The 13,244-nt window shown below is 41.4% G+C and carries 10 protein-coding genes; 4 read left to right on the forward strand and 6 right to left on the reverse strand.

Features of this window, described 5'->3' with window-relative positions; translation table 11 throughout:
* Nucleotides 1-79 precede the first annotated feature (79 nt).
* Nucleotides 80-841, forward strand: a complete 762-nt coding sequence (gene miaE / locus A1QC_RS05485) for a tRNA isopentenyl-2-thiomethyl-A-37 hydroxylase MiaE (protein WP_039836476.1) — start codon at nt 80-82, stop codon at nt 839-841.
* A gap of 83 nt (nt 842-924) precedes the next feature.
* Here the strand turns inward: miaE and topA are convergent, their stop codons facing one another.
* Complete coding sequence (gene topA, locus A1QC_RS05490; protein ID WP_017025175.1) at nt 925-3,558, reverse strand: type I DNA topoisomerase; 2,634 nt, start codon at nt 3,556-3,558, stop codon at nt 925-927.
* Between the two features lie 365 nt (nt 3,559-3,923).
* On the opposite strand from topA, the gene A1QC_RS05495 reads away from it, so the two are divergent.
* Nucleotides 3,924-4,175 (forward strand): YciN family protein, encoded by a 252-nt coding sequence (locus tag A1QC_RS05495; protein WP_017025176.1) that lies wholly within the window; start codon nt 3,924-3,926, stop codon nt 4,173-4,175.
* A gap of 161 nt (nt 4,176-4,336) precedes the next feature.
* On the opposite strand, the gene focA is transcribed toward A1QC_RS05495, so the two are convergent.
* A complete protein-coding gene (gene focA, locus A1QC_RS05500; RefSeq protein ID WP_017025177.1) occupies nt 4,337-5,179 on the reverse strand; it encodes a formate transporter FocA in 843 nt (280 codons plus the stop codon).
* Between the two features lie 290 nt (nt 5,180-5,469).
* On the reverse strand, nt 5,470-6,531 hold the full coding sequence (gene sohB / locus A1QC_RS05505) for a protease SohB (protein WP_017025178.1): 1,062 nt from the start codon (nt 6,529-6,531) through the stop codon (nt 5,470-5,472).
* Between the two features lie 135 nt (nt 6,532-6,666).
* On the opposite strand from sohB, the gene A1QC_RS05510 reads away from it, so the two are divergent.
* Nucleotides 6,667-7,410, forward strand: a complete 744-nt coding sequence (locus A1QC_RS05510; protein WP_017025179.1) for a YciK family oxidoreductase — start codon at nt 6,667-6,669, stop codon at nt 7,408-7,410.
* Between the two features lie 87 nt (nt 7,411-7,497).
* Here the strand turns inward: A1QC_RS05510 and mlc are convergent, their stop codons facing one another.
* Nucleotides 7,498-8,712: a sugar metabolism global transcriptional regulator Mlc gene (gene mlc / locus A1QC_RS05515; RefSeq protein ID WP_017025180.1), complete on the reverse strand. Its 1,215-nt coding sequence runs from the start codon at nt 8,710-8,712 to the stop codon at nt 7,498-7,500.
* 329 nt (nt 8,713-9,041) lie between these two features.
* Here mlc and pyk point away from each other — a divergent pair, with 329 nt between their 5' ends.
* Nucleotides 9,042-10,487, forward strand: coding sequence for a pyruvate kinase (gene pyk, locus A1QC_RS05520; protein WP_017025181.1), 1,446 nt, complete (start codon nt 9,042-9,044; stop codon nt 10,485-10,487).
* Between the two features lie 163 nt (nt 10,488-10,650).
* On the opposite strand, the gene A1QC_RS05525 is transcribed toward pyk, so the two are convergent.
* Together A1QC_RS05525 and A1QC_RS05530 are read right to left on the reverse strand one after the other, a co-directional pair.
* Nucleotides 10,651-11,694: a type VI secretion system-associated FHA domain protein gene (locus A1QC_RS05525; protein WP_017025182.1), complete on the reverse strand. Its 1,044-nt coding sequence runs from the start codon at nt 11,692-11,694 to the stop codon at nt 10,651-10,653.
* Between the two features lie 269 nt (nt 11,695-11,963).
* Complete coding sequence (locus tag A1QC_RS05530) at nt 11,964-13,139, reverse strand: patatin-like phospholipase family protein (protein ID WP_017025183.1); 1,176 nt, start codon at nt 13,137-13,139, stop codon at nt 11,964-11,966.
* Nucleotides 13,140-13,244: the final 105 nt, after the last annotated feature.

Raw genomic sequence — 13,244 nt, forward strand, 5'->3', positions numbered from 1 at the left:
TAATACGCATAGATCAAAAAACTTCCCGCTTTCCATGATAAAATCACCAGCATTATTCAAATCAACCGAAATAACCACGATGTATCAATCGCTCTTAGCCCCAATCAACTCATTCTTAAAGTGCCCAACGCCTGATGCTTGGATTGAAAAAGCCACACAGCCAGAACAATTGGTGACTTTATTAATAGACCATTGTAACTGCGAGCTTAAAGCTGCCCAAACCGCCATGTTTATGGTGCGAAAATACGCCGTAGACAAAGAAAGCGGACAAACCTTAATAGAATGGGCGAAACCTTACGAAGACTACGTCTACAAATGCATACGTGATGCCAACTTTCCTGAAAAAAGCATCATGCAATCGTCAAGCTTAACGGTCAAAAATGGATTCGCACATGGCCAAGATTTGGTTGATAAGATGGTGCGGTTAATCAAAGAAGAGTTCCATCACTTTGAACAAGTATTAGAAATCATGGAAAGCCGTGGTATCCCATACCAAAATATGACAGCCGGCACGTACGCGAAAGGTTTAATGAAGATGGTGCGAACTTTCGAGCCTGCGGCCTTGATCGACAAGTTGATCATCGGTGCGTATATCGAAGCTCGATCTTGTGAGCGTTTTGCTAAATTAGCACCGTTTTTAGATGATGAATTAAACAAGTTTTACGTTTCATTGCTACGTTCAGAGGCGCGCCATTACCAAGATTACCTCGCTTTAGCGGAGGCGATTGCTGGGGAAGATATTTCTGAACGTGTTCGTTTGATCGGTGAAAAAGAAGCACAGTTAATTGAACGTGAAGAAGCCGATTTTAGATTCCACAGCGGTGTGCCGCCTAAAAGCTAAATAGCCTAAATTAGAATAATTTACGATCAAAAAAACCAACTGCATCACACAGTTGGTTTTTGTTTATCCGTCAGAAACCTAGATTACGATTCTTTTTTCGGTTTCTTACGTTTGTCAGTCACTTCCCACTTTCCATTCACGTAAAGCGCCGTCCAACCCGAAGGTTTTCCATCGACTTCTGAACGAACATAATGCTCTTTCGATTTACGACTAAAACGAACCAAAGCAGGAACACCATCTGGGTCTGCCACTGGTGCACTGGCTAAATACTGGAATTTTTCAGAAATACGATCTTTGTATTCCGCCATTTCAGCAACCAATGGTGCACGAGTTTCACGCGATTTAGGGAAGTTACTTGCCGCCATAAAGAGACCAGAAGCCCCATCACGTAACACAAAGTAAGCATCCGAATTTGAACACGGTAATTCAGGGAAATGAACAGGATCTTCTTTTGGAGGTGCCACATCACCATTACGCAGAATTTTACGTGTGTTCTTACATTCTTCGTTCGTGCAACCCATATATTTTCCGAAACGGCCATTTTTCAGCACCATATCAGAACCACATTTATCACACTCAACCAATGGGCCGTCATAGCCTTTCGGTTTGAATTCACCGAACTCAACCACATAACCATCACAGTTCGGGTTATTACCACAAACGTGCATTTTACGTTTATCATCAACTAGATACGCATCCATCGCGGTTTCACAGATAGGACAACGTTTCTTAGCACGAAGGGCAGCCGTTTCAACGTCTTCTTCTAAAACGTTCACCACACCTTCTTCATCACCGAGGTTAATGGTGGTTTTACAACGCTCCTTTGGTGGAAGCGCATAGCCAGAACAACCCAGGAATACACCGGTTGAAGCGGTACGAATCCCCATTGGACGCGAACATGTGGGGCATTCGATATCGGTTTCAACAATCTTATTTGGAGTCATACCACCTTCGGTTTCATCCAAATCGGCTTGATCTAAATCGGCCGTAAAATCATTAAAGAACTCATCTAATACTTGTGTCCAAGTCAGTTGACCTTCAGCAATCTTATCGAGCTTTTCTTCCATACGAGCCGTAAAGTCGTAGTTCATTAGGTCATTAAAACTACCGTCTAAACGGTCAGTCACAATCTCACCCATTTTCTCTGCATAAAAACGACGCTGATCGACTTTTACATAACCACGGTCTTGAATGGTGGAAATGATAGAAGCGTAGGTTGAAGGGCGACCAATGCCTTTTTTCTCAAGCTCTTTAACCAAAGCAGCTTCGGTAAAGCGTGCCGGTGGCTTCGTAAAGTGCTGCTTAGGATCGAGTTGCTTCAACTCAAGGGTCTCACCCACTGCCACAGCCGGTAAAATTTGATCTTCGTTCTTACCCATTGGGCGCTGAACACGTGTCCAACCATCAAATTTCAAGATCCGACCTTTCGCTTTCAAGGTGAAATCTTCAGCTTTAACACTGACGGTGGTGGAATCGTATTTTGCAGGCGTCATCTGACAAGCAACAAATTGATTCCAAATTAATGAGTACAATTTATGAGCATCGGCTTCCATTCCTTGCAAGTCTTCGGTTTTCACGTCAACACTTGAAGGTCGGATCGCTTCGTGCGCTTCTTGAGCACCTTGCTTGCTTCCGTAAGTTAGCGGGCTAGATGGTAAATAAGCATCACCAAACTCAGATTGAATGAATTCACGACAAGCCTCTACAGCCTCTTTACTCAAGTTAGTTGAGTCAGTACGCATATAAGTGATGTAACCGCCCTCATAGAGCCTCTGAGCGAGCATCATGGTCTTTTTCACACCGTAGCCTAAGCGGGTACTTGCCGCTTGTTGCAGTGTTGACGTAATAAATGGCGCTGAAGGCTTACTTGATGTTGGGCGATCTTCGCGCTTACACACTTCATAAGTGGCTTTTTCAAGTATCGATAATGCCGCTTTTGTTTCTGCTTCATTAACCGGTTTAAATGCCACGCCATTTTTTTGCGCAACTAATAAACGAAAATCTGTTTTGTCTTGAGTTTTAGTGTCCGCATGCACATCCCAAAATTCTTCTGGGATGAATGCGTTAATTTCACGCTCACGCTCCACCAGCAATTTCACGGCAACCGACTGAACACGACCCGCTGATAAACCACGCGCCACTTTCTTCCAAAGCAGTGGCGACACCATGAAACCCACCACACGGTCTAGAAAACGACGGGTCTGCTGAGCATTCACACCATCAAGGTTTAGTTCTCCTGGCGTTTCGAATGCTTGTTGAATGGCATTTTTGGTAATTTCATTAAACACCACACGCTTATATCGCGAATCATCACCACCGATGATCTCACGAAGGTGCCACGCGATGGCTTCTCCTTCGCGGTCCAAATCGGTTGCGAGATAAATGCAGTCTGCATCTTTGGCAAGTTTTTGAAGTTCAGCAACGACCTTCTCTTTACCAGGTAAAATTTGGTAATTCGCTTCCCAATGATTAAATGGGTTAATGCCCATCTTTTTAATGAGAGCCGCTTTATCTTTCTCTTTCTTAATACGAGCTTTTTCTTCAGGGCTCATACCTTTGGTTGAAATAGGAGTTGCTTTTTTGCCACTGCTTTGACCCGCAGTAGGTAAGTCACGTACATGACCAACACTTGATTTCACAACAAAATCTTTACCAAGATATTTATTGATCGTCTTAGCTTTGGCTGGTGACTCTACAATAACAAGAGATTTGCCCATAACTGATTCTAAACATCCTCATCAGGCCGCGTTTATTAGTCTACGCGCGCTGTTATAATTGATTGCTTCTTTTTTTACTATCGAGTGAGTTTTAAATAAGATCAACCTGTTTTTTCATTTTTCAGTGTGACTGCATGACTAATCGCCAAATTTCATGCCAACTTTAATTTGTGCCAAATCCAGTCTGCATATAATGAAAAGTGCAATTTCAGCATGTGATTTTATCATAAAGTTTTTCGTTAACTTTACTGAAGCAACACTCTACAATTCATCACTCAAAAGCGATTTTCACTAAAAGTGTCGTTACGCTAAATGCTTAAGATTATCGTTTCACTAACGATTCAAACCTAAAATAGGCTCTAATCATGAACAACAAAATCGCCATTTCTGAACTCGAATTATTAATGATTGCCAACCAAATCATTCAAGATCATGCAGACTATATTGAAGGCATGCGTGCGACCTCTGTGACCGAAAAAGACGAGGTTCTGATCTTTAAAGGTGAGTTCTTTTTAGATGAACAAGGATTACCAACAGAAAAAACTACCGCTGTTTTTAATATGTTTAAGTATTTAGCTTTGCATCTTTCTAAAGAATTTTGTTTAGCGCAACCTTAATTGAATTTGTGCTTGGAATAACGAGAAGCTAAAGAGCAAACGTGGGTTTAAGTAGCTAAGACCCACGCAAGCCAATAAAATTGCAATCATCAAAAAATAAAATTGCCCTAGTGAGTTAACTCTAGGGCAATTTTTGAATATATCATGCAATAATTATTCGCTTATTTACGCAGATAGATCGACCAAAACCATAAACCAACAAATAAGCTACCACCGATAATATTTCCTATCGTTACGGGTATCAGGTTGTGAGTAATAAAGTCAATCATATTTAAATCCGCAAATTGACTGGCGGTTGTTCCTGTCATTTGCCAGAACTCTGCTGGAGCAAAGTTTTTAATCCCAATGGCTAGAGGTATTTGAAACATATTTGCGATGCTATGTTCGAAACCCGATGCTACAAACATGGCAACAGGAAGAATTAGAATAAGCATTTTATCGGTTAACGTACGCCCAGCGTAAGACATCCAAACAGCGATACAAACCAATAGGTTAGCCATGATGCCAAGTGCAACTGCTGAAATAAAAGTATGGTGCATTTTATGTTGAGCAATATGCATGGCATTAATACCTATTTCACCATTGTCACTCATGTATTGTTGAGCCACCAACATAATACCTACCAGTAACAAACACCCAACGAAGTTACCAAAATATACTTGAATCCAGTTTTTCATTAACTGCCCCCAAGTGATCATACCGCTGGCTTTTGCGACGACAACTAAGGTAGAACTGGTAAAAAGCTCACTTCCTGTCACCACCACGAGAATAAGACCAAGACTGAATGCTAAGCCACCAACAAAGTGAGCAAGACCGGGTGCGATAGATTCCGTACCACTTGTCACTGTGGTGTAAAAAATGAACGCAATACCAATATGCATACCAGCGGTAATTGCCAGCATAAAGGTTTTAAAAAAGGGTTTATTTACTTTATAAGCACCCGCTTCGGCGGCTTTTTTGGCCATTTCAGGCGGCATTAACGATTCGAATTGATTATTGTCCATTTTCACTCTCGTAACAATTAGGTACAAACTAAAAGAAGATGGCTGATTATTGCCCTTTAATGTGATCTAATTCAAGCTTACACGCTGTATGCAAAACACACAGCAAAGATTCTCTAATCCATGAATAAGCGGATAAAACACAATAAAAAGCCACGAACAGTGATTAAAAATGGCACAAAAATCAAATAAATCGAGAAATTTCAGATAAAAATAAAGCCCACCGAAGTGAGCTTAATTAAACAAAGATTGATATAAATCAGTTCTTCTCATCTACCTATTAATGAGTAGACTTACACAATCGGCCGTTGACCGCGTGAAACTAATTTTAACAATACGCTATCGGCAGTTTTTGCCGCCGTACCAGATATCTTATCTGATAGCTTTTTCTTACGTACGTAATGTAATGCAAGCACAGCTTTTTCTTTGGTCGCTTCAACAATTAAATCATCTGATGTTTTAATTTCATCAACCAAGCCTAAGTCAAGCGCTTGAGAACCAAACCAATGCTCACCCGTTGCCACTTTTTCAAGATCCAATTCTGGACGATGGTCACGAATAAAGTCTTTGAACAATACGTGCGTTTCTTCTAGTTCAAGCTTAAATTTATCGCGCGCTTTATCAGTATTTTCGCCAAACATCGTCAATGTTCGCTTATATTCACCAGCTGTCATTTGCTCAAATTCGATATCATTTTTCTTTAACAGCTTATTGAAATTAGGGATTTGAGCGATAACACCAATGGAGCCAACAATGGCAAATGGCGCCGACACAATTTTATTTGCCACACAAGCCATCATATAACCACCACTTGCTGCGACTTTATCAACGGCAATGGTAAGCGGTATATTGGCCGCTTTTAAACGATCAAGTTGTGACGACGCTAAACCATAACCATGCACCATACCACCACCAGATTCTAAGCGAACCAGCACTTCATCCCCTTCTTTAGCAACCGATAAGATAGCCGTGACTTCTTCACGCAATGAAGACACTTCTTTGGCATCAATACTGCCATTAAAATCGAGAACAAATAGATGTGGTTTACGGTTATCTTGTAATTCACCGGACTTAGCCGCTTTTTTCGCTTGCTTTGCGTCTTGCTTATCTTGTTCTTTTTGCGCTTTCGCTTCAGATTTATGACGCGCTTTCAAAAACGCCTCATCATGCAAATGTTCTTCTAATTGAGCCACGGTATCTTTGTGCTTTTCTGATAAATCCGTGATCTGTAGCTCCCCTTTTGCTCCATTGCCTTTGCCGCCTATAATCTTAACACCAACGATCAAAGCAATTACTGCAACAACAAAGGTCACTACTTTGGCTAGAAATAGCCCATAATCCAACAAAAATTCCAATATCATTCCCTCAAAACTCGTGGTTTAGTGTATGGTAAGCGCGTAAAAATAATGCCAACCACTTATTACTCGAAATAGCGGTACATTATGGCATAAACTAATAAGCGACATAAAGTTAGATAAGGATTGGATATTGTGAATTATTCTGTTTCTCCTACCGCTCTTGCTGGAAAAGTCATTTTGGTGACCGGTGCTGGTGATGGTATTGGCAAAGTGGCAGCCCTTGAATATGCTCAAAAAGGTGCAACGGTTATTCTTCTTGGACGAACAGTTTCTAAATTAGAAGCGACTTATGACGAGATTGAAAAAAATGGCGGCCCCCAAGCAGCAATCATCCCTCTTGATATGAAAGGGGCTACAAAACAGAATTATTTAGATATGGCCGATACAATTGGTGATCAATTTGGCAAGCTTGATGGGATTTTGCATAATGCGAGCTTACTGGGTTCAATCACGCCTTTTGAGCAAATTGAAGAAGCCGCATTTGATGATGTGATGCAAGTGAACGTTAAAGCCCAATTACTAATGACGCAAGCCTTACTGCGCTTAGTGCACAAATCGGATGATGGCCGCATCGTCTTTACCTCATCAACGGTTGGGCATATTGGTAGAGCTTACTGGGCAAGTTACTCCATCTCTAAATTTGCTACCGAAGGAATGATGCAGATTCTTGCTGACGAGTTAAGTGATACTTCTGTGCGTGTAAACGCGATTAACCCTGGCGCAACTCGTACTAAGATGCGCGCTTCAGCCTACCCAGCTGAAGATACAGAGCTACTCAAAACTCCCGCTGATATTATGCCATTGTATGTCTATTTAATGGCACCAGAAGGGAAAGAAGTGCATGGTCAATGCATAGATGCACAACCTAAAAAATAAGTGCCATTAGCCTCATCAGTCAAAAAGCCAGCATTGCAATTGCTGGCTTTTACATTACCTACCTAAGTGATTCCAGATACCGCTAGATTACCCTTCACTCACTTTCAATAATAAAGAACCATCGTAAAGCGCTTGTTTTATCAGTGCAGCCCCTGGCATAGTGGTTTGAGTAAAAAATTTACATTCCACTAAGGGCACATTCTTATGAAAGATCGGTAAGCTGTATTGCTGTAGTGATTTTTCAATCGCAGGGTATAGCAGCGACTTTGCATGATTGAGCGCCCCACCGAGTAATATTTTCTCTGGGCTGAAAATATTCACCATAATGGCAATACCTTTACCAAGATCTTTACCAAGCTGCTCAATCGTATTTTTTGCAAGTTCATCACCTTTCAAGGCGGCTTCACAAATTCGTTCCATCGAAACATCACTCACTGGGATCATCGATTTCTGACCCTGTCGTAATGCTTGTTCTACCTTTCGACAAACCGCTTCCGATGAAGCAACCGTGTCTAAACACCCATGCTTACCGCATTCACATAGCATGCCATCAGGATCAACTTGAATGTGGCCAAGTTCGCCAATATTACCATTGCGGCTATAGGCTAATCGCCCGTTCAGAATCACTCCAGCCGCCACACCTTGATGGTTGCTAATTAATAGTGAGTTATCCACCTCTTGAGACTGCCCAAACAGCATTTCTGCCAAGGCCCATGCACAAGTATCATTAGCAATAAAAACTGGCACGCCGGTCTTTTCATAAATCGCAGGGCCTAACGCTAGATTCTCAATATTAAAATAAGGCATTTGCAGTACGATGCCTTCCGCGAAATTCACCAAGGCTGGTAATGTGACCGCAATACTGGTCATCCTTTCGACCACATGAGCATGGCTCGCAAAGAATTGTTCAATTTCCGTCAATATACGCTGTTGTAAAGCGACTTGGTCAGTCTCTTCTATTTCAACTTTATAATCGGCAACAACATTTCCACCGAGTTCATGAAGGGCAATAATTAAATACCCCTTACCTAAGCGAATAGAAAGAAACTGCCAACCAGCATTGTCAGTTTGTAGCCCCACGGCAGGTCGGCCTCGTGAAATGGACTCTTGCACGACCGTTTCATGGATCAAGTGCCCTTCCATCAATTCACGAGAGATTTTTGTAATACTCGCAGGTGCAAGACCACTCAATTTAGAGAGATCGATACGCGATATTGGACCAAATTGATCGATAAGTTTATATACACGACCTGTATTGACTTGCTTGATTTGATCAATGTGACCAGGTTGAGCCATGTACATTACTTACTCCTTTTTAGAATCAGGCTTTAATTTTTTTACACTGCAAACTAATTGTGAAGCTCAGCAGTTAAGGAGCGTGATAGGTATCACGATTAAAAGCTAATTTGTTCATATTCTAGTTCTTTTTCATCAAATTGATGCATGCTAAACCATAGTCTCAAAAATAAAAGTCTCAAAGCGATAACCAAAATCAATCTATTTGGAGTCACATATCTCGCAGTCATACAATGAAATAACAAAGCAAAACATGATAATTTAAACCAAGATATATATTTCCAAGTGCAGAATCCACTTAGGTATATAAACACTCAACAACGATGGAGTTTTTCATGTTGAAACGACTTAGACGTACAAAAATTGTCACCACCTTAGGTCCCGCTACAGACCAAGGTAATGTCCTTGAAGAAATCATCAAAGCTGGGGCAAATGTTGTCAGAATGAACTTTTCGCACGGTTCTGCAGAAGATCATATTATCCGAGCAGAAAAGGTTCGTAACATTGCCGCAAGATTAGGTATTCATGTCGCTATCTTGGGGGATTTACAAGGCCCTAAAATCCGAGTTTCAACATTTAAAGATGGCAAAATTCATCTCAATATTGGCGACAAGTTCACATTAGACAGTGATTTAGAAAAAGGCCAAGGCGACCAATTAGCGGTTGGCTTAGATTATAAAGAACTCCCTAAAGATGTCGGAACTGGCGATGTTTTATTGTTAGATGATGGTCGTGTTCAGCTCAAAGTAACCAGTGTTGAAGGCAATAAAGTCCATACCGAAGTAACGGTTGCAGGGCCGCTCTCCAACAACAAAGGCATCAACAAAAAAGGTGGCGGTCTTTCCGCTGACGCATTAACAGAAAAAGACAAACAAGATATTCTCACCGCGGCGAAAATCAAAGTCGATTACCTAGCGATATCATTCCCTCGCAATGGTGAAGACATGCATTACGCACGTCGACTTGCTCGTGATGCCGGATTAGAGGCAAAATTAGTTGCGAAAGTCGAGCGCGCTGAAACGGTCGTTAACCAAGAAAGCATGGATGATATTATTTTAGCTTCCGATGTGGTGATGGTTGCCCGTGGCGATTTAGGCGTTGAAATTGGTGATGCTGAACTGGTAGGCGTTCAAAAACAATTAATACGTCGCGCACGCAGCTTAGATAGAAACGTCATTACCGCTACACAAATGATGGAATCAATGATCACGAGCCCAATGCCAACTCGAGCAGAGGTCATGGATGTTGCCAATGCGGTTTTAGATGGCACTGATGCCGTGATGCTATCTGCTGAAACAGCAGCAGGCTCCTTTCCAATTGAAACCGTGAGATCAATGGCTGAAGTCTGTGTTGGCGCAGAGAAAATGCCATCGATTAATGTGTCTAACTATCGCCTTGATCGTAAATTCCAATCAGCAGAAGAAACCATTGCTATGGCAACCATGTATTCCGCTAACCACATGGAAGGCATTACCGCGGTGATATCCATGACAGAATCGGGTAGAACGCCATTAATGATGTCTCGCTTGAGTTCGGGACTACCTATTTTTGCCTTATCTCGTAATGAAAGTACGTTGAATCGTGCAGCTCTCTACCGAGGGGTGACACCGGTTTTCTTTGAACACGATGCTGGTTCTGGATTGCCGTGCGCACTTGCAGCGATTCAAACCTTAAAAGACAAACATTTCTTGAACAAAGGCGATAAAGTGATCATCACACAAGGTGATGTCATGGATTTGATTGGTTCCACTAACTGTATGCGAATAATCGAAGTCGAATAAAATCTATAAACTACGTTTAGAAATAAAAATGAGGAGCCATTTGGCTCCTCATTTAGTTATTCGCTTAGTGCGTTTCATATTCGTTTGAATAAGAAGTCCTATACGCCACCATAGCCACTTGAATTTATTGGTATTAAATGGCCCTAGTTATCCAAATCTTAGGTTAACTATTTTGCTGACGCTGAATACTATCGTAAGACTGCTCTAACACTTCCCAAAATTGCTTTTCAAAACCTTTTTGGCGGCCTGAAGTCAATTCTGAAAAATAGGATTGGTACATCTTCCAGGCCCAAGCATCTGCATCTACATTATCTGGCGCATTCTTTTTATAGCTTTGGAATCGCTTTAATAGCGTTTCTGGCGACAACTCATTTAAAAGATATTGCAATGCCATGGTCGTCGATTGATGCATTCTTTCGCTGTGACTCTCGATGGATTTAAGACTGTTCGAGATCGCTTGAGGAGGATCTAAATGAAATAAGCTTTTTTCTTCACCAAACATTAATTGTTCAGTTTCATCAATACTAAGCCCCATTTGCAATGGATTATCTTGGATAGGCTGAAAACTGCGATTGAGTAAATGAAAATAGCTGTCTTGTCTGTTATGAATTGACAATAACCCTTCAATGCTTGATTTTAATGACTCAGATTCTGCTTGATTCTTCCTTGATACATCCGCATTTGGCGACATGTTTTGCTCCTTGTGCGCAGAGGGCTCAATCTCTACGTGTGTAGCCTCTGGTTGTGATACTGGGGCATCCGTAAATGATGGCAAATCAATATCCAGTTGAGGTATATAAGTTTGTGAGGGCTCTTGAACATCTTGTCCAACCGCTTCACTCACACTACGGTAAGATTGCTCCATTTCAACTTCAACCACCTTTAAATGTGCTTTCAGTTGGTAAGATCCAATTCTAAATACATCTCCATTTTGAACGGCAATCGATCTATTTTGTTCAAATTGAGGTTGTTGATCATTCACCCCAATCCCACCTTGAAGATCAATAAGGTGATACTGGCCGTTCTGATATTTCACTTGGCAATAAGGTGTAATCAGGGCGTTATTTGGATCGGGCAATAACCAATGGCATGAATCATCATTACCAATATACCCCCCCTCTTGCTTAAATTGATGAGAGGCTGCGCCTCCTGTTTTCAATAAGCGCGTATTCATTACCACAAAAGTAAGAAAAGTGTGCTCTTCCATAGTCACTCCATTTACAACAGCTTATGATGCTAAAGTCACGTTTACTCTGATTGGTATTCATCACCCTCGATGAGGGGAGAATAAAAGGTTCAGGTGTAAACCTGATTAAAGTGGATATTGAGGGAAAAGCGAGAGCGGGAAAAGTTATAACAAGGAATATGCGACACACTTAACTAACCTAATTGAATGAACCTCACCACTTTCCATAATATACTTACTTGAGTATAAACCTCAGTTTCAGTTAATTAAGAAAGTGGCTTAGATTTCAATTACATTTTAGTGTATGCGCCTTGGTGAATTACGTCGGGGTTGGAACTGAGCGATGAAAATTGAGCAATAAAGTTACGCCCGGCTTGAATACCCATTTGGTAATCAAACTCTAAATCTTCAGCTTTACTTAAAAGCGGAGAAGAACGCAGCGGCTCTTCTGGAGCAATTTGTAGAATAAAGCAATCATCCGGTGGTTTAAGCATAAAGTTGTGGGTTAAGGTAAAGGTCTGATGGTGAATCATCAGCATGTCCATGATCCCCGCATCAAATTGATCCCCTAACAAGTGGCATAAGCGATACACATCGCCACTTCCAAACAACCAACGCCCGCCATTTAATAATGGCTTTAATTTATCCGTTTCGATTGATTGTGATTTAGCAATACGCTCTTGAAGAAAGCCATTCAAATCCACCCGCCAACCTGCCGTTCGGTTAGCAATACTATTTTGAATCGCTTCAAAATGTTGATCAAGCCCGACTTTACTCAGAAATGAAGGTTCATTGGTCGGCTCTGGTTCTATTTCTGCGTTTAAATCCACCGGTTCAGTTCGAATAACGGTAATAAGTCTTGCGCCTTTTCTCCAGGCTTCTTGCGCAGGAATAGCCGCTGAAACACCACCATCAACATAGCGCTTTTGGTTAATTTCAATTTCATGTCTGTAGAGAGCTGGAATCGCACAAGTTGCTTTCAAGACATCAATCCATTCATTCACCATAATCGGCAAATATTCATCATGTAGATCATCAATATTAGTGACAGCAGCAAAAGCTTGTCGATCACCAAGAACAAAACGGCCTACATCAACATCCAGAAGATAAGGAGGCTCAGAAAGCTGCTCAAACACCCAATCTAAATCAAGGCGTTTTTTGCGGCGAATATGAGTAAAAAGACGAAAGAATTCTGGGCGAGTGGTGAGGTCGGTAATAAATGCCTTACCGAGACCTTTTTGGCGGCAAAGAAAAGAGGTGATGTTCAGCGCTCCGGCCGAAGTACCGTAAAATACATCGAAAGGATCAATTGATGCTTCCAACAAGCTATCAAGTACTCCAGCAGTAAATATACCCTTTTGCCCTCCACCTTGGGCAACCAAAGCATGCTTTCCATTGGAATACTTGCTGAGGACTGTGGGATCAACAGAAACACCTAGATCAGTAATCACACCACTGTTTTTCACACACTCCTCCTAAATATCTTTTAATTAATGTGTAAGCACAATAAGTGCATAAGCACCTATAAAGCTTAATTCGCCACAGATAACCATTAACGCAATTTTAAAATC

This window comes from Vibrio rumoiensis 1S-45 (genome assembly GCF_000286955.2).
GTDB classification, from domain to species: Bacteria; Pseudomonadota; Gammaproteobacteria; order Enterobacterales; family Vibrionaceae; genus Vibrio; species Vibrio rumoiensis_A.